Annotated in this window: 14 protein-coding genes; 2 read left to right on the forward strand and 12 right to left on the reverse strand. The window is 43.3% G+C overall.

The window, feature by feature from the left end:
* Positions 1-22: 22 nt before the first annotated feature.
* From AC0IWT_RS09975 to AC0IWT_RS10015, 9 genes are all read right to left on the reverse strand, one after another.
* Positions 23-730: a ThuA domain-containing protein gene (locus AC0IWT_RS09975; RefSeq protein ID WP_471797067.1), complete on the reverse strand. Its 708-nt coding sequence runs from the start codon at positions 728-730 to the stop codon at positions 23-25.
* Between the two features lie 200 nt (positions 731-930).
* Positions 931-2,490: an FG-GAP repeat domain-containing protein gene (locus AC0IWT_RS09980; protein WP_471797068.1), complete on the reverse strand. Its 1,560-nt coding sequence runs from the start codon at positions 2,488-2,490 to the stop codon at positions 931-933.
* 26 nt (positions 2,491-2,516) lie between these two features.
* Positions 2,517-3,077, reverse strand: coding sequence for a DUF1735 domain-containing protein (locus AC0IWT_RS09985; protein ID WP_471797069.1), 561 nt, complete (start codon positions 3,075-3,077; stop codon positions 2,517-2,519).
* A gap of 11 nt (positions 3,078-3,088) precedes the next feature.
* Positions 3,089-4,795: a RagB/SusD family nutrient uptake outer membrane protein gene (locus tag AC0IWT_RS09990; protein WP_471797070.1), complete on the reverse strand. Its 1,707-nt coding sequence runs from the start codon at positions 4,793-4,795 to the stop codon at positions 3,089-3,091.
* A gap of 15 nt (positions 4,796-4,810) precedes the next feature.
* Positions 4,811-7,669 (reverse strand): SusC/RagA family TonB-linked outer membrane protein, encoded by a 2,859-nt coding sequence (locus tag AC0IWT_RS09995; RefSeq protein ID WP_471797071.1) that lies wholly within the window; start codon positions 7,667-7,669, stop codon positions 4,811-4,813.
* Between the two features lie 31 nt (positions 7,670-7,700).
* Positions 7,701-9,500 carry a RagB/SusD family nutrient uptake outer membrane protein gene (locus AC0IWT_RS10000; RefSeq protein ID WP_471797072.1) on the reverse strand — a complete coding sequence of 600 codons (1,800 nt, stop codon included), beginning with the start codon at positions 9,498-9,500 and terminating at the stop codon, positions 7,701-7,703.
* An 18-nt stretch (positions 9,501-9,518) separates the two neighbouring features.
* Positions 9,519-12,797: a SusC/RagA family TonB-linked outer membrane protein gene (locus tag AC0IWT_RS10005; protein ID WP_471797073.1), complete on the reverse strand. Its 3,279-nt coding sequence runs from the start codon at positions 12,795-12,797 to the stop codon at positions 9,519-9,521.
* Between the two features lie 489 nt (positions 12,798-13,286).
* Positions 13,287-14,468 carry a glycoside hydrolase family 130 protein gene (locus AC0IWT_RS10010; RefSeq protein WP_471797074.1) on the reverse strand — a complete coding sequence of 394 codons (1,182 nt, stop codon included), beginning with the start codon at positions 14,466-14,468 and terminating at the stop codon, positions 13,287-13,289.
* 20 nt (positions 14,469-14,488) lie between these two features.
* Complete coding sequence (locus AC0IWT_RS10015) at positions 14,489-16,315, reverse strand: sodium:solute symporter family protein (RefSeq protein ID WP_471797075.1); 1,827 nt, start codon at positions 16,313-16,315, stop codon at positions 14,489-14,491.
* Positions 16,316-17,326: 1,011 nt separating this feature from the next.
* On the opposite strand from AC0IWT_RS10015, the gene AC0IWT_RS10020 reads away from it, so the two are divergent.
* Both AC0IWT_RS10020 and AC0IWT_RS10025 read left to right on the forward strand, forming a co-directional pair.
* Entirely contained in the window at positions 17,327-18,007 is a 681-nt protein-coding gene (locus AC0IWT_RS10020; RefSeq protein ID WP_471797076.1) for a type 1 glutamine amidotransferase domain-containing protein, read from the forward strand.
* Between the two features lie 353 nt (positions 18,008-18,360).
* A complete protein-coding gene (locus AC0IWT_RS10025; RefSeq protein WP_471797077.1) occupies positions 18,361-19,371 on the forward strand; it encodes a zinc-binding alcohol dehydrogenase family protein in 1,011 nt (336 codons plus the stop codon).
* Positions 19,372-19,514: 143 nt separating this feature from the next.
* Here the strand turns inward: AC0IWT_RS10025 and AC0IWT_RS10030 are convergent, their stop codons facing one another.
* From AC0IWT_RS10030 to AC0IWT_RS10040, 3 genes are all read right to left on the reverse strand, one after another.
* Positions 19,515-20,483: an NAD(P)H-quinone oxidoreductase gene (locus AC0IWT_RS10030; protein WP_471797078.1), complete on the reverse strand. Its 969-nt coding sequence runs from the start codon at positions 20,481-20,483 to the stop codon at positions 19,515-19,517.
* A 363-nt stretch (positions 20,484-20,846) separates the two neighbouring features.
* Positions 20,847-21,677 carry a helix-turn-helix domain-containing protein gene (locus AC0IWT_RS10035; RefSeq protein ID WP_471797079.1) on the reverse strand — a complete coding sequence of 277 codons (831 nt, stop codon included), beginning with the start codon at positions 21,675-21,677 and terminating at the stop codon, positions 20,847-20,849.
* Positions 21,678-22,649: an aldo/keto reductase gene (locus AC0IWT_RS10040; RefSeq protein WP_471797080.1), complete on the reverse strand. Its 972-nt coding sequence runs from the start codon at positions 22,647-22,649 to the stop codon at positions 21,678-21,680.
* Between the last annotated feature and the right edge of the window lie 454 nt (positions 22,650-23,103).

A 23,103-nucleotide genomic window follows, 5' to 3' on the forward strand; every position in this document is an offset into this window, starting at 1 on the left:
AAGTTTTTTCGAATTGACTAGATTAATCCTGCATGGCATACTGTATACCGGCGAGCAGGTGTTTTAAAAATAAAGGGTCATCATAGTGTTCCGGGAAATGGCCTAGCGCGGTGTAAAAACTTCTTCCGCCTTCAAACTCATGGTACCAGGCGATAGGATGATAGGCGCCATTTTCGCCTCCCTGATAGCTTTTTTCATCTACGGTGAGCACTACCTGAATCTCTTTTTGCAAGTCCCTAAAGTTATACCACTCATCTCTTCTGGAGAAGGATGGTGGAAAAAATTTACTAGCGGGATGGTTTCTATCCTCCACACGAAGGGTTGCAGTTTGAGGCTGGGGGTGACCGGTGAATACCCCGCCGACAAGCTTTCCATACCAACTCCAGTTTTTTTCTATTGTTGAAGCCGCGTGAATACCGACGAATCCTTTGCCCGAATGCATAAACTTCTGCATTGCTGCTTTTCCTGCGCTGTCGATAATATTTCCAGATGGGCTTAAAAAGATTATTGCAGCGTATTGCTTTAGATTTTTCTCGTTCAATGCGCAGGAGTCTGTAGTCTGGTCTACACAAAAATGGTTTTCCCTGCCAAGTTTTTTTATCGCCTTTATACCTGCATCAATCGATTCGTGGTGGTAACGCGCCGTTTTTGAAAAGACCAATACTTTTTTCTGGCCGCTGGCAAGTAAATGCAGGCCAATGCAAATAAGTAAAGTAAATATGTTTTTCATAGCTGTATTAAAATTGTTTAGTGTAAAATGTTTTCCAGGAAAATCCTGGACTTAATCCTGCGTGGTAAGGCGACTATGTTCAGCTACAATTCTCTACAGCGGCTGCATGAAAGCATTCGCTAGCGCAGGCGCACAAATCTTCACCATGGTGAGGCTTCGAGATGAACTGGCTGTTTTTAAGAAACTGCGGCGGTTGGTTTTCATTTGGTTTTTTTATTTACGGATGAAGTATTTTTTAGCAGCATAAATAAGGGCTGACTTTCGCCGGATTTATCCGAGCTGTAGTATTTGTTTCCAAGTAAAAGGTCTATTTTACCGTCACCATTAAAATCTCCACTATCCATCGTTAATCCTTTTTGAAAAGGCACGTTCTTAGCTAAAGTAAAGCCTTTAAAGGTTAAATTGCCCCGATTTTGGAGATAAACAAACGCCTCCCAGGGGCTCGCTGCCGCCGGAAATGCACTAATGGAAGCTATATCCAAGTCCCCGTCTAAATCGAAATCTCGGGCAATAGCCTTATAACAGCCGTTCATGGGGTAAAAAAACATTTTCTTGAACTGTCCTTTTCTGTCACCGAAAAAAATATATATGCCATGGTAGGGTTTTACTACGGGAGAAAGGTCTGCATTATCCCCGCAGGTATACAAAAGGTCTTTAAAGCCATCCCGGTTAAAATCAACAAGTTCAAAACTGCTTGATCCGTAAACTGGGGGGAAGCTCAATACTTTTTCAGTATTGAATTTGCCGTTTCCAAGATTTCTAAACAGAAAAATTCCTTCATCGCCTTGCGCAAATAAAGCATAAATGTCCGCTTTACCATCACCATTCACATCTGTTACAACAAAATCTATTATGCCAGGCATCGGCCTCAACGTGTGCTTTTTATAAATGCCTTTCTTACTCGCTTCCGCCCAGGACAGCTGGCCAGTGAGTCTTCCAAACTCACCTATTAAAATATCCCCTAAACCGTCGCCATTTAAGTCCGTCTTTAGCGTCTTAACTGGCCTTGAAAGTGACGAAAATATTGGTTCTCTGCTCAAAAGCTGATATGGTGCAGCAGGGCTGAAGGCGTATATGCGCCCTTTAAAGCTTTGGCTAGCCATATAATTCTCACCGATGAAAGTGGCAAGCTTAGGCTTGGCAGCTAAATCGATATCCACTAAGGTACCGGGCATTTTTGAAGATTTTAAGGTATCTAACCGGGCGTTGATTTGGTATAGCTGGTTTGATATGCCGTCCTGGATGAGTAAACAATTATTTGGTTCGGGACTAATTTTCACATAAGTCGCTAAAGCAAGCTTATTATAGAAAATATCTTGCTTTGGCAAGAGTACTTGAAAAGATGGAAGACCAAATGTAATTTTTTTTCTTCCCTGCGCAGCTAATCTTTCAGGAGCGGAATCAATATAATACCCGTTGATAGCGTGCCAATCATTAACGGATAATAGCGGCTTAGAGGGAATGAGATTCTTCCCCTCTGCCTTGAGCGAAACGCTTGGGATTCCGACACCTAAAAACATGCCCATTGCCGGAAGTACTGCATTTCGCCAGCTGCCTTTCGGCAGTAAGCCAGGGTCGGGAAACTGATGGCAGGAGGTGCAATATTTTCTTGCCAGCAGTTCACCACGCTGTTCATCTGCTGTATTTAGATTTGCTTCTGGTTGGCGTGTTTTAAGGTTTTTTTTATCAATTATATAAAAAACCATTGCGCTAAAAAGCGCAACGGTGATGATAATTGCATTTCTTTTGCTTTTACTCAATTTTTAGGGATTAAGCCAGGCATGGATCAAAGTTTCAACGCATTTACGTCGATAATTACGATAACCTTATTATTCACCGCACTTAAGGAAAATTTACTTGGAGCGGAAATCGCTACCGCAAGCGCTACTTTTTTTCCCGTATAGCCCGATTTAAGCTGGGCGGCATCGATAGTCAGCGAAAAGGTAGCCGCACTCTGTCCTTCAGGCACGGAAACGCTTCCAGGAAGCGTATAAAGTCCTTGCGGGAGGAGTACTGTATTGGTCAGCAGGTTTGATGCGATCAAAGTGTTGATGGTATCTGGCCTGGTGATGATATTTACTGAATAACCTTCGTTAGCGGTCTTTCCACTTCTGGCTACACCCAGTATCACCTTCAGCTGGTTATTCTTTGTATCCAAAGTGTAATTCCGTGAAGCGGAATCCAGACCCTTTGGTACCAGGTAATTCAGGCTCGAGCTTAAGCCCTGGGGAATATAAATTTTAGGATCACCATAATCTAAGTCCTGATCGTTTTTTTCGCAGGAGAGCAAAAGCGACACTGCGCACAGCGCTAGCAAAATCGCGGAAGTATAAAATATTTTTTTCATTGCTTTGAAAATTAATAGCCTGGGTTTTGGGTAATTGAGCCGTTTGAGCGCACAACTTCGGCTCTCGGAAAGGGCAAGTAGTACATCCCCGGAGCCCTGAAGGTACGGGTAGCGACATCGACAATGTTATAATTAAAGCTGCCATTGGCATTTTTACTGACGTTAACACCTTTAATTGGCTGATTCAATAATGTGCCGGCATCGTTCCATCGTAGCAGATCCCAGTAGCGGTGGTCCTCAAAGGCCAGTTCAATTCTGCGTTCATGCTTAACCGCTGCGCGGAAAGCATCTTTGCCGCCTATCGAAACTGCTGGCATAGCCACCCCTACCCTTGAGCGCACCATATTCAGTGCTGTTCTGGAGGTCATCGCCGCCGGCGCATCAGGTGCTGTGCCATCCGGACCGTAGGCCTCATTCATCGCCTCGGCGTAGTTAAGCAACACTTCAGCATAACGAATGGCTACCCACTGATGTTGCGCTGTGGCATTGTTCACTAAATCCAGATTTGGCGCCAGGAATTTTTTCAAGTAATAACCTGTGCGTGAGGTATTGGTTTTGGCCAGATCATCACTTGCACCCACGGACTCGTCAATCGTACGACCGTTCCAGGCGGTGCCATTTAATACCACCGTTTCTGAAAGTCTTGGATCGCGGTTTGCATATATGTTGGCAGGATCGGCGCTGCCTTTGAGTTCATACTCGGCCACAAGATTGTGGGATGGGGTCACACCACTCGCGCCACCACTAGTGGTGATGGGATAATTAGCACGCTCTAAATCATTGGATGCAGGCCTGCGAATAGCGAGAATAGTTTCCGCGCTGCTCAGTGAATTATTACCCTGAAAATAATTTCCGTAACCGCCGGTATGAAGCGCGTAACCAAGTGCAGGAGTGCTGATAATTTCCCTGGCAGCAGCCGCTGCCCTCGCCCATTTGGCCGGATCATTTGATGGGTTATGCAAAGGACTTGCCGCGTATAAAAGTACACGTGCTTTTATCGCCAGCGCTGAACCTTTCGAGAAACGTCCATCCTGGTCTGAAAAACCATTAGTTTTCCAGCTCACGACTAAGGAATCTTTATAGGTATCGATTTCGGAAACAATATAATCAACCACCTGATCATAGCTGGACTTTCCCACTGCCAGCTCGCCACCAGACTGCTGCAGCGTTTTGGTCACAATAGGTACTCCGCCATAGCGTTTAATAAGTTCAGAATAATAATAGGCCCTTGCAACATGCGCCTCACCACGGTAAGCACTGATGAAAAGTTTATCGCGGTTATAATTTGTCACATCCGTCAGGGTATCGCGATTCTGGCTGATCATTGCTTTCCAGTTTTTAGAATAATCCAAAAAGAAATTTGCCGCACGGATACCTTCATAGCAGGCATAATACTTGTTAGCTTCTGTCGAAGGGTTGGCCTCACTCAAGGTCGCCTGATTAAAAGGAATCACCCCCTGGGCGAAGGTGAGGGTTTGCTGTGCATCATCGGTGGCAGCTTCAAAAAAGCTATTGTCTAAAGTTGTAAATCCTACAGCAAAACTAATAGGTGCATAGAATGCATTCGCAAAGCCGGTGAGCGAGCTTCTTGTGGTCTGAATGGTTTCCGGTGTTGGAAGTGTATCCATCCTGGTATCCAAAAAATCTTTTTTACAGGCACTGCTTAGCATCAGGCCGGCGAAAAAGAGGGTCAAATATGGTGCTCTGATTTTCATCATTTCGTAGTTTTTAATTTAAAAAGTAACCGACAGCCCGGTATTGAATGATTTAATGCCTGGATAAGCGCTTAACGTTTCTGGATCTAATCCGTAGTCTTTTTCCAGCCTGCTCCAGGTTAATGGATTGACCGCATTTACATAAAAGCGAAGCTTAGAAAGTGAAAGCTTTTTGACCAAAGCAGGACTAAAAGTATAACCGAATTCTACGTTACGCAAGCGAAGAAAATCCCTGCTTTTCACCCAAAAGTCACTAGCGCGGTAATTGTTATTGTTCGCGGCCGTTGTTAAGCGTGGATAGTTCGCGCTAGCTCTGGTATCAATGCCCTGGTCTGGGTAATAAGCCCATGCATTTTGTGCCACTGGAAATACATTTCCATTACCTACGAACGCTTGTATCTGATTAGGGGCTGCGCTCAAAATATTCACTGATGAACCGCCAATACCCTGGAAGAGCGCACTTAAGTCAAAACCTTTATAGCTAAAGTTTGCACCAAACGAATAGGTCATTTCCGGAAACAGGGATTTTCCAACTGAGGTTATGTCCTTTTCATCAATAATATTATCACCGTTAAGGTCCTGGTATTTTAAGTCTCCAGGCTGAACAAGGCCAAAGGCAGGCACAGGACCGCCTTTTAATGTACCATTGGCATTAAAATCCTCGAGTTGATAAAACCCCTTTGAAACAAGACCGTAATTCTGGGCTATTGAGCGCCCAGTTTGCTGGTTGTATTCATACGGCTGAGGTATTTCAGCAAAATAGTCGATTCTGTTTTTATTATAAGCCACCTGTCCCCATATTCCATATCCAAAATCTCCTTTTTTATCTGAGAAATTGGCAGAAAATTCAAAGCCTTTATTGGTTACTTTACCGAGATTGGCAAAGCTATTTATCGTGCCATAAATTCCGGTAATGGTATTGTCCCGGGTCAGGATACCACTACGCTTGTCTAAAAATACATCTGCAGACAGGCTGAGTTTTCTAAAGAAATTCACTTCTGCCCCAAAGTTGTATTTAATGCTTTGCTCGGCAAAGATATCGGGATTGGCTAAAACGTTCTGATTTAAGCCCGAGTTACCCGTGATGCTGGAGTTTCCAGTGTAAAATGTGCCACTGTTATTGTAATACTGCTGATATAGGAAGCGCCCACTATTCTGGGTTTCTGAATCCATGCTACCGGTCTTTCCGGCAGATGCGCGTAGCTTCAACAGACTGATGGCTTTGCTGTCTTTTAAGAATTCCTCGTTTGAAACTATCCAGCTGGCAGAAATCGCGGGATAAAATCCCCACCGGTTTCCTGGCGCATAACCATCTGCTCCGAAATAAGAAAAACCAAGTTCAGCAACATAGCGGTTATCATAGGTATAATTGGCCCGTCCACTGATATTCTGGTAACGATAAATATAAGCGTCAACGCCCCCATCGGTTTTAAAATCAGACTGGTGGTAATTTAGTGCAGATAAAATTTGGTGTTTCCCAAAACTTCTTTCATAACCGATTGTGCCCATGAGCTGTTTCCAGTCTTCCTGCCCTCCGGGAATCATGCCCGTTGCGCGAAGCGGAGTGAGCACATTTGTTGGACCACCAGGCTGACCATTAAAAAACCTGACATAATCTGCCGTTTTGGAGTAATTACTCTGCGAATAGCTATTGAAGGAATAGGCCTGGCTTAAATATAAGCCTGGTGTGAGTTCATCCAAACGCTCTTTCAGTGTGAAATTTCCCTGAAGGATGCGTCTGTGAGAAGAAAACCAGCCAAGCGAATTAATGGATGCTACGGGGTTATCGGGGAAAAGTGAGGTGCCAGAGTAATTTCCGGTCGCGGCATCCCTTACCTGATAAATATTTGAGGGATAACGCGAGAGATTTTGCCACAGGCTGGCTCCGCTATAGTTTGGCGCTTTGCGGTCTTCAATTCTAGCGCCAAGATCTACCTTCGCTTCAAATATGTCAAACATTTTAAAGTCCAGGTTTGATCTCAGGTTATAACGTTTGACTATTGAATTGGAAGTGGCATCGGTTTGCTTGACATTATATAAGGCTTGTTGCCTGGCGTAATCCATCACGATGTTATACCTGGCATTATCATCCCCGCCAGTAAAACTCAAATCACCATCAGTATATGGCGCATGGTTTTTTAACACCTCAGCAAACCAGTCAACATTGGTTCCCATGCCGTTTTGATAGGCTTGCAACTGCGTAGGTGAATAAAGAGGCGACCATACCCTGCCTTTGTCGTTGCTAATGGCCTGGTTATACAGGCTAGCATATCCGAAAGCATCAAGTGGCTTATTGATGTTGATAGCTTTCTGAATGCCGGTCCTTGCCTGGAAAGAAATGGTCGGCTTACCGACTTTTCCTCTTTTTGTGATTACATAAATCACCCCGTTGGCCCCGCGCATCCCGAATGTGGCGAGCGCTGCTGCATCTTTTAAAACAGAGATACTTTCAATTTCTGCAGCGGAGAGGTAAGCCAGGTAATTGAGATTGGTTTCAAAGCCGTCAACAAATACCTTATAGGTATTATAGCCACCAGCGGAGGTCGAGGATAGCGATCCCACGCCTCTGATTCCAAGCGCGGCATTATCATAACCTGGCTCACCTGAGCCAAGGTTGACACTTAAGCCATTCAGCCTGCCGTATAGTGTATTGGTTAAATTCATGGTCGGCGTTTGATACAAAGCCTCACCGCTCACAGATGTAACGGCAGCGGCTGAGTTAATTTTTTTGATATTAAGCAGTCTCCCCGGCTCCATGCGTGCGGTATCCCTGGCCGCGCTATCGGTTAGGCTTTTGTTTTGTGCGGCAATATTCATCGCTGTGCTCAGGAGCAGGCAGGCAGAAAGAACCGTGCTTTTTATATATTGGTTAGTCATATTTCCTGTATGGTTAGTTTGTTTTCAGCGTTTAATAACCTGGGTTTTGAACCAGTATGCGTTTATTAATCTCCGAAAGTGGAATGGGTTCTAAATACATCTTTGCGTTCCAATAGGGGCTCAAAGTATTGTTATTGGTGTAGGATAATATATCTGAAGTGATGGCTGGATTGCTTTTGCCAGGGGCAAAAGTAAACCTGAATTCTTCATACTGCCCGCCGATCACGCCACTGGCAATATCAGAGCGTTTCCAATGTTTAACATCGAAATACCTGCGGTTTTCCTTATAAAACTCTATGCTCCATTCCCGCTGTATCAAAAGACGAAGCGCTGACGGGTTGCTTTCTGTAATACTTGGAAGACCTGCTCTATTGTGTACAATATTTAGGTTTTGGAGCGCTTTGGTCGTATTGCCCAGTTCATTATAGGCTTCAGCTAAATTCAGGTAGAATTCAGACATCCGGAACAGTGGCCACTCAAACCACGAGCGGGTACCTGCTTTGTAATAAAATTTGGTGCTTTGTGCGTCGCCTTTTCCAGATCCAGAGATATTCACGCCTGAATTGATGTTATCATATGACCAGACTGAATTTCCAGGGTTATTCCAGGCATCAATTCCATGTGCATAATTATCTGCCTTAAATCTCGGCTCCATCTGCTGCATGCGCGTATTGTAGTCAGCATATGGTCTTGCGGCATCTCCTACCTTTGGCCAGTCCTGGTCAGTACCGTCCGCTTTATAATAAATGCGAAGGAAATTGGTGATCATCCCTGCATTATCGGTTAGATATCTTTCGTTGTTAATGTCGCTACCCCCTCTTCCTGAAGATCCTCGGACAGGAATATAAAACTTGAACATTTTAACGTTATTGGCATTATTATCCAGTTTATAGGCCAGTAATACTTCTTTATTATTTGGTGTTGAGGTTGCAGTTCCGTAGTCATCAAGTGCGTTGGGGTTCGGGATATTTGCCCCGCCTCCGCTATTGATGATGTCGGTAGCATGGCTTTTTCCCCACGCAATTACCGCTTCATTGGCTGTAACTGCGTCAGTCCATCTTTGCTGGCTTACGTTTCCAAAGCATATCATATTGTTATTTGCCCCTAAACTCAAGTATGGTGCTGCTGAATTAAATAGGGGTCTGGCAGCATACTGCAATGCTCTGGCTTTTATCGCCAGTGCAGCTCCTTTAGTCAACCTGCCTACAGATTTATCCGGCCAGCTGTCTGGAAGCCCGGCGTAAGCTGCATCGCTTAACTGGATAATGTTATCAAGCGTTGCCTGCAGAGTAGCTCGGGGAATAGCTAAATCATCTGAAGAAATAAAGGTTTTATTCACAACCGGCACACCGCCATAACGGATGAACATGCCCATATAACGGTAGGCGTTTAAGCCAGCCATTTCAGCCTTTACGTAACCTTTTGTGGTCCCATCCATATCAGGCACCTTATCAATGTTTTCTGAAATGATGTAGTTACGTCTGATGGCTACAAAGTTATTTGCAAAATTGTCGGTACTGCGTTCTGAGGTAAGTCCCGCTAAACTATAAGCAGCATAAATATCTGCCCAGCTTTCTCCAGGCATTGCCTCCCCGGAAATACCGGAAAGTGTGCCGTTTCCGATATTGGTTCCGCCATTATCAAAAAGACCCTGGCAAAGAGAAGTCCTGTACGCATTGGCGAGCGCTTTGGTCGCCTCAACGGAGGATGCAAAAACCGTCTCTATAGTCGTATTCCCTGTAGTTTCAGGTTTTTCTAAAAATTCTTTCTGGCAAGAATAAAGGCCAGTTGCGCCTATTATTGCGGAGACGAAGTAAATTATCTTTTTCATATTTTTTGATAATCAGGTTTAAAAACGAATATTGGCGCCGAAAACGAAAGCCCTGGTTAGCGGAAAAAGGTAGGAAGTCCCGCTATCGGTTTGTTCAGGGTCGATTTCATCAAAATCATTGTCCCATGTGAAAAGGTTATTGCCATTTGCATAAATCCTAAGAGAACTTATGCGGGCTTTTTTCATAAATCCGTAATTATTGAAAGTATAACCGAGTTCTATATTTTTTAACTTTTTAAAAGCTGTCGAAACTAGCCAGAAATCAGAATTTTGGTAATTGTTTGCCTCACTGGCTGAACCGGCGATGGTGGCTCTGGGAAAAGTTATCTTGTCTCCATTGGCTACCTTCTCAGGGGTCCATCTCCCGTCAAACTGCCATTGGAATGCGTTTCCTGCATTTTTCACAAATGGATGATTCATCCCGTTATTGATATTAAATGAACCTTTGCTTTTGCCGATGAAAAGCACGTTTAAATCAAAGCTCTTATAGTTGATGCCTGTCTTTAAACTAAAATCATACAATGCTCGGTTGGTGTATCCTATTGGCACCCGATCTGATGCGTCTATCAAACCATCACCATTGATGTCTTTATAGCGGATATCTCCAAGGGCAGCCTGGTTGCCATTATAAGTTAAAACAGGCCGGTTGTTAAGTTCTGCCTGGGTATTGTAAAAACCATCAGATACAAAGCCTTTATACTGACCAAAACTATATCCTGAGGTATTCATCCAAGGATATGGGTTGAGCGCCTCTGCATTGTAAACGATTTTATTTTTCGCATAGCTCAGGTAAGCGTTGATGTTATAACCAACCTGTCCCCTGGTTTCTGACCAGCCTAAGCTTACTTCATATCCTTTGTTATTCATGATGCCCAAGTTGGCTCTTGGCACATTCGCTACTGCTACCCCATAACTTGCCGGGATGGTACCAGGCTGGGTGAAAATATTGGTCCTGTCATTTTTGAAGCCTTCAACGATTAACGAAAGTCTATTTTTGAAAAATTTTGCCTCCAGGCCTAAGTTTCTTTTGGTTTCTTCTTCCCAGGTTACCGCCGGGTTACCAAGTTTACTTTCATTCGTTCCGGTTGTTAAGGTATTTGCGGTTGATCCGTCACCATTGCCAAAATAATAACCTGGCTGATTAATCACAAAAGTGCTAGGAAGATATACATAGCGGTCACCACCAATTTTATCATACCCGCTCATTCCGTATGACCCTCGGAATTTTAAGAAAGTTATCCAGTCATTTTTAGGAAAAAACGATTCGTTTGAAGCAACCCATCCAACTGAATATGCAGGAAAAAGGCCAAACCTTTTATCTTCAGCGAACTGTTCGGTGCCGTTATATCCGACACTGATTTCAGCCAGATAACGCTCTTTGTAGTTATAGGCGACATTGCCCACAAGCCCCATATTTCCTGATGGGGTATTAAAATTATCTATAGGCAGATAATACTTTTGTGCATTAGCAAGAACAAGGGCTGTAATGCTGTGGTTACCAAAGCTGCGAGCATAGTCAATTCCTGCATCCACGTAAAAAGTCCGGTTCACGCTGTTGTGATTGGGGTTAGGATTAAACGTACCTGAGGATGTACGCTCTCCACCAAAAAAATCAAGGATATTGGGATCAATTGGATTCCGGCGCACAGAAAACTCTGGAAGGGTTACGCGGTAAGTTGTTGCTTTTGAGTAATTGTTTTCATAATTCACATTAGCTCTAAGGGATAGACCTTTAGTTAAATAGTCCATGGTGTATTTCGCCCCGATTCGTCCGGTTAATCTCGAATCATATGTCGTTTCTGTTCCGCTGGCAAGTAAGTTCCTAATAGAGTTCTGATTACCCAGTAAACTTCCGATTTTACGGCCGAGAGGGTTAGACGCCGTACCCGGATTACCGGCAATACTGTTGATGAGTTTATTATCTATGATACCTGGCGCCATCATTGCGTTGGTGTCATAAAGGTATTGCATAATGATCTTGTAGCGGTCATTGAGCGAAGTTCCCCCATCGATACCAGGTCCAACGATGGTGCCGAACTGTCCGGATAGATTAACCGAGATGGCCAGGTTTTTCACCGCGTTTATGTCAAAGTTGGACAAGAAGTTATAACGGTCATAGGTTGATCTGGTATTGGCTCCGTAATAATCTGTATTCTGAAGGATGGACCCTTGCGAAAAATAGCCCAATGAGGTATAATATTTTACTTTCTCAGTACCGCCGGCAATGTTTAAGTTAAATTGTTGCTGTGGACCTTTGCCACCAAACTGGTCTTTAAAGAGATCTCGGCTTGAATAATATAGTGCAGGACTGGCATTCAATGCATCCCTTTGAGTGCTAGTGAGGCCTGGATAGTTAGCTACTTCAGTCGGGGTGTAGTCCCGGTTGTTCGCGAACTTCCACAGATCGTTGCTATCGAAAAGATAATCATTGAAAGCAGAGACGCCATAGGTGCTCTGCTCCGTGCGAATGGCCTCATTACGCATTAGAGCAAAGTCATAAGAACTTACGTTTTTTGGCAAATTGGCTGCTGTTGTGAAACCAAAATTCGTCGATGCGCTTAAAACCGGCTTGCCAAGTTTACCTCTTTTTGTGGTTACGATAATAACACCGTTGGCACCCCTCACGCCATAAACTGCAGTCGAAGATGCATCTTTGAGAATATTAATACTTTCAATTTCATTGGCATCCATAGAGTTCAACCTTGAGTAGGTTTGCTCAGGCGGTTCCGGAACCCCGTCAATAACGATAAGTGGATCTGTTGACCCTGCATAGGTGGATACCCCGCGGATGGTAATGGCTGCATTATTGCGACCAGGCTCTCCGCTTTGCTGTAAACCTGACACGCCCGGAGCGTTACCGATAAGCATATTGGATATATTGGATACCGAGGTAGAGACGAGTTCTTTACCACCAATAGTAGAGACCGAACCCGTTACTGTAATTTTTTTCTGTTGGGTTCCAAACCCTTTTACTACAACTTCATCTAATTCCCCGGTAGTGGATTTTAACGAAAGATTGATTGTAGAACTGCTCGCTTCGAGTTCACGGGTTGCGTAACCAACCGCCCTAAAAATCAGGATAGCAGATGATGAAGATACATTCAAGGAATATTGCCCTTCGCCATTAGTGGAGGTGCCTTGCTGGGTACCTTTTATCATCACCGAAACACCAGGCAAGGGTTGGCCGCTATCGTCGCTGATTACGCCTTTCACATTTCTTTGCTGGGCCAAGAGCTGGTAAGTAAAGGCCAGTAAAAAGGTTAGGCACACCGCTGTTGTGTGTAAAAAACTTTTCATAAAGATTATTTTGGTTAGTTGATTTGCAGGGTGCAAATTGTATAAGCAATATTAGTTAAGTAATTGCCCCTTAATTAATGGTATTTTAACAAAATGTGGTATAATTCGTATAGATTATCTTTAGAACCGAAAGATTCTGAACGTTATTGCTCTAACATCTTGAACCTCCTTAGGGAAAATTTATGCGCGATACTTCATTGAATAAATATGGCAACTTGAATTTTCGATTCGATGCCGATGTGCCCAAAGTCAATGGCAATCTTTTATTTACTTAAATATGGCTTTTTATCAGTTGTTTTTTTGGAGTTGTACACGGCTAAAAAAGGCTAAAAAAAAGGCCCATATGACTATGGGCCCTCCAACTGCTAAACCAATTAAAACTACACTTTTATCACTACCACTAAAACATTCTTTCATTAATCGAAACTGATAGTATTTTAACCTTTCCTAATGCATTAACTGCGAACTTGGAACAAATAATAAAATTTTTTAGCGCTTCTCCATTAGTTCCAATTGTTCATTCTTTTCAACCAGTTTACAGATTTCCTGTACTGAGGCAGCGCTGGTGAATCCGTCCTGTGGAGTGTTCATCGTGTAATCCAACAACTTATCAATGCTGGAGGTAGCCACATGCATTCTGGTATCAGAGGAAGCATAGTAAATAAATACCTGTCCGTCCTGGTCCGCTATCCAGCCGTTGCAAAAGACAACGTTTGATACATCGCCCACACGCTCCTCGCCCTCCGGGGCCAGAAAATAACCTGCAGGTTTGTGAGTGACTTTTGTTAGATCATTTGCATCGCTCAGAAATAAGTACAAAACATAACGAAGACCGGCGGCAGTATTTCGCACGCCGTGCGCCATCTGCAACCATCCCTTTTCGGTCTTTATTGGAGCTGGACCCAGGCCATTTTTCGCCTCGCAAATCGTATGGTATATTCGTTTATCAATGACAGTTTCCACATCTACAATAGCATGCTCTATATCATCTGCAAGTCCAAATGCAATGCCTCCACCTTTACCGGCCTCAATGAAGCTGTCCTGCGGACGGGTGTAGAATGCATATTTACCACCCACAAATTCTGGATGCAAAACAACATTTCGCTGCTGAGCGGAATGGGTTTTGAAATCCGCTAATCTATCCCAATGAACAAGGTCCTTGGTACGTACGATGCCGCATTGCGCAATTGCAGAAGATTGATCCGCATCAGGAGCCGAATCATCACGGCTTTCGGTACAAAACACACCGTAAATCCATCCATCTTCGTGCTGAACAAGCCGCATATCATAAAGATTCGTTTCGCCTTCAAAGTGTGGTATGATAGCTGGCTTATCCCAAAACCGGAAGTTATCGATGCCGTTATCACTTTGGGCAATAGCAAAAAAAGATTTCCTGTCACTACCTTCCACTCTCGCCATCAGCATGTATTTACCTTCAAATTTGATCGCCGCGGAGTTAAATACCGCGTTTATGCCAATTCGTTCCATTAAACATGGGTTACTATTCTCATCCAAATCATACTTCCATTTGTAGGGCGCGTGGCCGGCGGTAAGGACGGGATTTACGTAACGCTGAAAAATACCATTAGTATAATCTATTGCTTCGTTTTTTTGACCGATGAGCGATTCATATTGCGCTATTATTTTTTTCAGTCTGCTGTTGAAATTCATTTATGTTAAAGTCTAAAAATCTAATTTTCTAATTTATTCCACCAGGTGCGTTTTAATATCAGCCCAATTATGGCGATAAGTACAATGGTGATGATTAATGGCGTTTTCATCCAAAGGATAAAATACATTGGTAGGACCGTCAGGCAGAGTTGAGCCAGAATCCCGAGTGCTACATTGAACATATCGATCTTGAAGCGCTTATTTGCTTTAAAATCATGGCTTTCTGCTACCACCAATTCATGAACAGGCTTCCAGAACCCCCAGGGTCTAACGGTGCGATAAAAGCTTTTTAGAACCTGCTCATCCGTTGGAGGAGCGCTATAAGTTCCCACCAGAGCGCCAATTATGGAAATGATGAATAGTACCGGAAAATAATAAAGGAATTCAATACCACTAAAGAAATGCGAGAAGACCAGAGCACCAGCGATACCTGTAAGCATGCCCCAGAAAAAGCCATTGGCGTTGAATCTCCACCAATACCATTTGAGCATATTCGCGGCAATATAGCCGCCATAAAGACCTGAAACTATCCATTGCAAAATGCTGTTGACATCTCTAGCAAAAAAACCCAGAAACACCCCCACCACAACAACGACCAGGCCGGTTACATAGTTCATGGTCATGATTTGCTTTGTAGAAGCTTCAGGCTTTATGTATTTGAGATAAATGTCGTTTACGATGTAAGCTTGAGCGGCATTTAAGGTGCCTGAAAAAGTCCCCATGAAGGCACCCATAAGACCTGTAAGTACGATACCCAATATTCCTACAGGCAAAAATGAATTGATGGCTGCTGGTAGTATGCGCTCAAAATCAGTTCCTGTCGGAGAACTTAAATCCAGTTCTTTATAATATAAAAGCGCTAGCACTGTAAGCCCGATGACCATAGTGTATCGGACAGGTAAAAGTATTATAGAAACAAAACCTGTCATTTTCGAGGCATCTTTCGGGGAGCTGGTGGAGAGTACTTTTTGCATGTCGTAATTTGGCGCGGGGCCTGCCAGACTTGCAAAGACGCCCTTAAATAGCATCATCATAAAAAATAAGCCAAATAAACCATAACCATCATCGGCAATCTTTTTATTGGCATCAGCAACTATATTCGACCAATCCAAATCGAGTTTCCATCCAAAAAATGGGTTGGCCCAATCTCTTGGGGTCTGGATGGACTGGCTTTGCAGGTGAGTGAAGGCTATATAACCAATTGCAGCACAGCCTATGGTCATGATGATGTATTTGATAACATCTCCCAATACAATACTATGCATTCCCCCGAGTATGGAATAAAAGGTTGCAAATAAGGTGAACAGGATACCGTAAAAATGGGGGACGTATTGTGCGCTGACGTTAAAGGGTACATAGGGCTCCACGATGTTCCAGGGAATGAAAATTTCTACGAATTTACCAAGACCAATGAAACCGTATGCTAAAAATCCCAGGCAACCGATTAGGGCGAAAACGACGGTCACGTTATGGGAAGCCTTTACACCCCGGCCCTTTAAACCAAAACGCGTGGCTAACCACTCTGCACCAGTATCGGCATTTGATCGCCTAAGCCATTTTGCAAGAAACATCATGTTGAAAACCTGATTGAAAACAGGCCATAGCCACGGAATCCAGATGCTTTTGAGTCCATAAACGAAGCAAAGCGATACCATCCACATTGTTCCGCTGATATCGAACATGTCTGAAGCATCACTTAAGCCTAGCATATACCATGGCAATTTTTTGCCGCCCATCAGGTAGCTTTCTTTATTTAAACGGGCTTTATTGCGGTAATACCAACCAATGAAGACCATCATAATTAGATAAAAGACTAAGATTAAAATATCGAGTAGGTGTAGCTTCATTTTAATCGTTTATCGCTTGTTTGCTTAACGCAATAATAGGGGTTGATATTGGAAATTCGAGGTGGTAAAAATCCTCAATCAAAACTGGAGTATGTCTCATATGATGTTTGGTTAGTGTATGACGAATATTAGATTCGCTTCTTTTTTATGTATCAAAAGTAGCCTTGAAAAGAATGAAATGTTAATACTATTTTATCCAATGTTTGTATTTTAAAAGCATAGCCTATCCTTATGGGTAAGGAGATAAGACATCTATAGCATGTATAAACTCCTATTGTTAAGATATAATGGCTGGTATTATTTTGATAATCGAATAAGATGTTAATAGGGAATTTGAATGTCGTCAATAGTATTTTACCAAAACTATTTATTAGCTCGATTATGCGGAGAGACTTTGTTAGCAATTGTCGTAATTCCTTCTATTGAAACGCCTTTTCCCAACACGGACCCGGAAAGGCGACTTGGTGGTTTTAAAGATAAACCTTTCATGTGTGTATAAGTTTAATAATACGCCATTTGCCATCTACACATTCGGTTTAAACGAAGGCTGTTTCCTCGGCGTAGGTTTATTGTCGTGCTGACATTCCGGTTCTACTGTCGATTGGCGAGCGATACTAGACCAGGCTTGAAGATCACTTTTTTTTAAGTAAACCTTAATCAACTGCAATGTAAGTGGGCAAACTGCCCAACGCTGTAATTTCATAGAATATTTTCAACAATCAATCGAAAAGGAGCAAGGTAAAATCTGGATTGGATCCTGCTTTAGACCAATCGACGTTACGCTCTGGGCCACGGATTATTTTCTCACGAACTATTGGGGAGCTGGTTTGTTGTTAAGTTTAAAATAGGACGATGACAGAACTAAAATACAAAGATCTGAAGGAGCTTAAAGAACATAAGAAAGAGGCTGCTAATGCTCAGTGCTCATTTCGTTAAAGCCACTTGAAAGCCCATCAGCAGCTCAATGAGTTAGGTAATGAAATCAGTCTTGAGGATATTAAATAAAGGAAAATGAAAAAGATACTTATGGTGCTTTCCTCTCACAGTGAGATGGAAAATACAGATAGCAAGACGGGCGTATGGCTGGGTGAGTTCACTGACCCCTATTATGAATTTATTGATGCTGGCTATTCAGTTTCCCTGACCAGTCCAAAGGGTGGTCGCCCGCCGGTTGATCCGATGAGCGAGCTAACTGAGCATATTACAGGATCGAACCGGCGTTTTTTGGATGATGAGCTCGCCAAGCAAGCCTTTTCGCATACCGTGCCGCTAAACCAACTTTCGGCAACAGATTTCGATGGGGTGTTTTATCCGGGCGGCCATGGGCCGATATGGGACCTGGCCAGAAATAATGACAGTGGATTATTGATTCTGGATTTTCTCGATGCGGGTAAACCCGTTGCACTGGTGTGCCATGGACCTGCGGCGCTGATCAGTGTGGAAGGCCAACGGCCGGGATTTCTAAAAGGCAAACGTATCGCAGCCTTTAGCGATATGGAAGAAAAGCTCGTGGGCAGAGCAGGCAATGTGCCCTATCTGCTGGAAGAGACACTGGGAAAGCTTGGTGCGGAGGTGAAAACCGCACTGGTACCTTTTCTTTCCCAGGTGGAAGTAGATGGTTTGCTGGTAACCGGGCAAAACCCGCTATCGGCTGGACCTACGGCGAGGACAATGATTGAGTTGCTGGATTAAGGATTGACGTGTGTTAATTCGTAAAGGCATTGCTCAGGTGGTGCCTTTGCTGTTTTTTCCCAGTCGTTGATGAATTGATTTTATCGCAGAGTTGGGCTACTCGTCGTGCTTTCTGCTCATCTGTGAAATGTCAATGTTTCCATTATCTTTTCGGAACTAATGGAAAGGGCTAATAATTTGAAATCTACAAGCCCAAAACCCTGCCAGATGGCTAACTTCTAGTTTAAAATGACGGTCTTGTTATGAAAATTCTTTCTTAGGAGCGTTAACTTAGTAGGATATTTCTGAACTTAAAAATTTAAGGGAAGGGCTACTTTACAAACATCATTAGTATAAAAACAAAAATATATTGAATGAAAGCAATAGGATTTAAAAATTCTTTACCAATTATTGAAGAAGAAAGCTTTATCACTTTCCAGACTGAGAAGCCAAAGGCGAAGGGGAGAGATCTTTTGGTAAGAATTACCGCAATCAGCGTAAACCCGGTGGATTATAAAGTTCGCCAAAATAGCGCGAAAGACAAGGTGCTGGAGCAGCCAAAGGTAATTGGCTGGGATGCTGTGGGTGAGGTTGAAGAGACAGGCCCGGAGGTAAGTTTATTTCAAAAAGGAGATGTGGTTTATTATGCCGGAGATCTTAATAGAAGTGGCAGCAATGCGGAATATCAGTTGGTAGATGAACGCATCGTTGGGAGGAAACCCGAGAACCTTACTCCCGCACAAGCTGCTGCTATGCCTTTGACGCTACTCACCGCATGGGAGATTTTGTTTGACCGCATCCGGATTAATGAGAGCGATAAAGGAAAATCACTGCTCATTATCGGCGGCGCAGGTGGAGTGGGATCTATCGCGATTCAAATTGCAAAAAAGGTTGCCGGATTAACGGTGCTCGCTACCGCATCCCGGCCGGAAAGCGTAGAATGGTGCAGGCGGCAAGGTGCAGATTTTGTAGTAGACCATCAAAACCTCTTGCAGGAGGTGCAACAGGCGGGATTTAATCAGGTTGACTTCATTGTTGATTTTGTGGATGTCAACCAGTACTGGGATGCCATGGTTACACTAATCAAACCGCAAGGTCATATCGGCTCGATTAGTGATCCAGTAGAAAACGTGAACCTGAGGCAATTAAAAGGCAAAAGCGTAAGTTTTCACTGGGAGCTGATGTTTACCAGGTCCATGTTTCAAACACAAGATATTACCCGTCAGCACCACATCTTAACTGAGGCTGCAGCGTTGTTCGAAAATGGAACAATCAATTCCACAATCAACGAGCACCTCACCGGTTTCAGCACCGAAAACCTAAAACAGGCACATGCATTATTGGAAAGTGGTAAAACCATCGGTAAAATCGTAATTGAATACTAATTCGAAAGTACTGCAAGGCTGGCATATTAATGAGTCCTTTGCCAAGCTTCTTATTTGTAATTCAAAACAGCTTTTATCAACAAGGCTGTTTTGAATTTCTGATAATAAAAATTGGACATTATTGTTTAATGCATCCTGACACACTAACGCACTAAAACAATTTTCCCGATATGTTCACTGGATTCCATTAACTCATGCGCCAGCATAGCCTGTCCGAATGAGAAAGTTTTATAAACCTGGGGCTTAAAGCTACCACTTTCCAGCAATGGCCACACCTGATCCCGAATTTCTGAAGCAAGCTGTTTTTTGAAAGCATACTCTCTAGCTCTGAGCGTACTGCCTGTTATGGTTAACCGCTTTTGCATAACCTGGGCGATGTTTATTTCAGCAACATTGCCCTCCATCGCATTTATATAAACAATGCGGCCCTCGGGACGCATGATGGAGATATTGCGTTGTAAATAACTCCCGCCAATCATATCCAGCACGACATCTACACCTTGATGGGAGAGCAAGTCTTCAAAATTTTCGGTTTTATAGTTGACCGCAACATCGGCGCCCAGCTCGATACATGATTTTGCTTTTTCTGCAGAACCAACCGTTACAAACACCTTTGCGCCAAATGCTTTTGCCAGCTGAATAGCGGTAATGCCAATCCCACTACTACCACCGTGAATTAAAATGTGTTCGCCCTTTTTTAATGCTCCCCTTTGAAAAACATTTGACCAGACGGTAAATATAGCCTCAGGCAAGCTGGCCGCCTCGGCAAAGGATAGCCGTTTTGGGATTGGAAGACATTGGCCTTCCTCTACCACTACCTGCTCGGCGTATCCCCCGCCAGCGAGGAGTGCACATACCTGATCTCCTTTTTTCCAACTGGTGACCTGCCTTCCGCATTCCATCACGATGCCTGATACCTCAAGTCCCGGAACATCTTCCGGCACTCCCGCTGGAGGCGGATATTTCCCTTTTCGCTGCGCTAGGTCTGCTCTATTCACCCCGGCGGCTTTAACGGCTATCTTGACCTGGTGATCGGATGGAGATGGGTCAGGATAATCTATCAACTGTAATACCTGTTGACCTTCCTGGCCAGTGATTTGAACTGCTTTCATTATTTATTCTCTTAAGACTGGTCCGAGTGATTTGAGAATGGTAGCAAACCGCATACCAATAGTAAGTACTTTGATAGCATTCCTGTCTTTATACCGAAAAGCGGATCACTTACCACCTTAAGAATGTATAAGCCCTTAGATGGCTCTTTGAATTTTTAACGCCAGAGATTGTGACCAATATTAAAACAGCGTTTATGCTATCTATCCAAGTTTAAAAATCTCTTATCTCTGGATGAGGTTTTTTTTGAACGATGTCTTTGTTAAACCTGAAGGAGTGTGTCGCTATTAGGGATCCACTAGAAAATTAAATTCTATAACAATCAAAAGCTATTAAGGAAACGATTGACTCTTCGCTTCAATCGTCTACGATGATGGGACGATACGCTTATTTAAGTGGCTTGGAATTAATCCAAACTTCTTTTTGAAGGAATGAGAGAAATGCGAAAGGCTTTCAAAGCCCAACTCCAAATAGATAGCTGAGGGTCTTTGATGTTTATTTTCAATTAAAAATTTTGCTGCATCTAAGCGTTTGGATAGCAGCCATTGACGTGGTGGAAGATCAAAAGCTTTTTGAAAATCCCGCTTGAATCCCGCCAGGCTCCGGCCAGTTAGCTGAGCGAATTTTTCTATAGGCACATTAAAATGAAAGTTATTCAGCATGAACTTTTCCAGATCAATTTTATAAGGTTCGGCGTAATCAAACAGAAAATTTCGCAATGAAGGAAGCGCCAGGAGTAATAATTTGATGCCTTCTTTTACTTTTAATATACCCATCTCATCAGTCATACTGGCTCCTGAACTTCTTGCATAGGGAACGATGGATTGAAAATAGCCCTGCAAAAATTCGTTAGCAGGAATCAGTAGGTTTGGCCTTCCGATATATTTGCCGACAGGAGTAATTTTCTCGTCCAACGCGATTTTACGCATTAAGTCTTCCTGGAGTGAGATTACAATGGTCTCATAGCTTCCCTTCTCGCCGGGCGTCTTGGTGAGGGTACCCAACTGGTTTTTGCCAATCAGTAGCATTTCTCCTGCCCCCATCGAAATACTTTGTTCAGAGGTTTCCAGTGTGAATTCACCGGAAACCTGGAGTATCAAGGTATGGTGGTTCCAAAAACATGCTTTCTGTCTCCGCTGGGTAGAGAGATAAGAGTAAAAGATTACACCCGGAAGAATTTCTGCTGGACTTTCCATTTATCGCGCTAAATAGGTGCCTCCTTTGATGGCGCCTGTTGCAAAAGTAGTATTTAAAGTATTCATTTCTTGCTCGCTGAATTCAATTTCCATTGCTGCAAGATTTTCAGCCAGGCGCGATCTTTTGCTCATGCTTACCAAAGGCATGATTTGTTTGCTCTGCTGTTTTACCCAGGCGATCGCAAGCTGTGTAGGTGTGAATCCTTTTGCGGATGCCAAATCTTTCAGCACTTCGACTTTTTGGAGATTATGCAGCAGGTTTGCTTCCTGAAATCTGGAGAAATGCTGACGGTAATCCTGATCACTAAGCGGTGCGCTTAGTTCTCCGCTCAGTAAACCTTCCGCTGTGTTTGCGAAAGCAACTACAGCAACGCCCAAATCTCTGGCTGCTGGCAGCAATTCATTTTCGATTTGCCTATCCGCGAGAGAATACCCGATTTCAAGTGCACTTATCGGATGAACATCATTGGCCTTACGCAGCTGCTCAGCGGTAATTTCTGATACGCCGATGTAACGGACCTTACCCTCCTTCACCAGCTCAGCCACGGTGCCGATAATATCTTCCACCGGTACGCTATCATCCATCCGGCTAGGCTGATAGAGGTCCATGGTATCAATACCAAGGCGGGTAAGCGAGTAATTTACAAAGTTTTTGATTGAATTTGGCTTAAGATCAAGGCCCAACCATTGACCGTTGTGGAAAATCGCCCCAAACTTGACACTAATAAAAGCATCGTTCCGTCTCCCTTTTATCGCTTTTCCGATGAGCATTTCGTTGTGGCCGGCGCCATAAAAATCACCGGTGTTTAAAAAGTTGATGCCAAGATCCAAAGCTTGGTTAATTGTAGCCATACTCTCTGATTCATCTGGAGTAACTCCTCCCCATATGGAGGACATGCGCATACAACCCAGCCCAAGACTGGATACAAAAGGACCATTTAGGCCTAACTGAATTTGATTGATGTTTTTCATAACACAAATATCCAGCCTGCAAGGAAAACAAAATTGTCTGGAAAGCTCAATTAATTTGCTTGTGCGGCTCAAATTGGGTTCGCAAAATAATTATCAGATAAAGCAGGCGGGGTGTTTAGCTAACCTTTATTATAGGGGGAAGGAACAATTTTATTAGTACTCATGGATGTTTGTTATTAGCTTATTTAAAATCTTCTTGCAAGAAGGCAAGCAGCATGCTGTTATACGGCAAACAGGAAGCGCTACAATAGGATTTAGCCATAGCCTGCATATGTTAATTGGGTAATCTTGAAAGAAAAACCTTGAATATTTTTTAGCAGTAAGAAAAAAGCATGTTGGAATTGTAGCCATCTTTCTTCATACTTATCACAACTTCGGCCCAAAACAGCTTTAATGGAAATATCGCCTGGATTTTCTGCTCTTATAAAATTTGACTATAGCTGGACGGCGTGCC

Source organism: Pedobacter sp. AC464 (assembly GCF_979253075.1).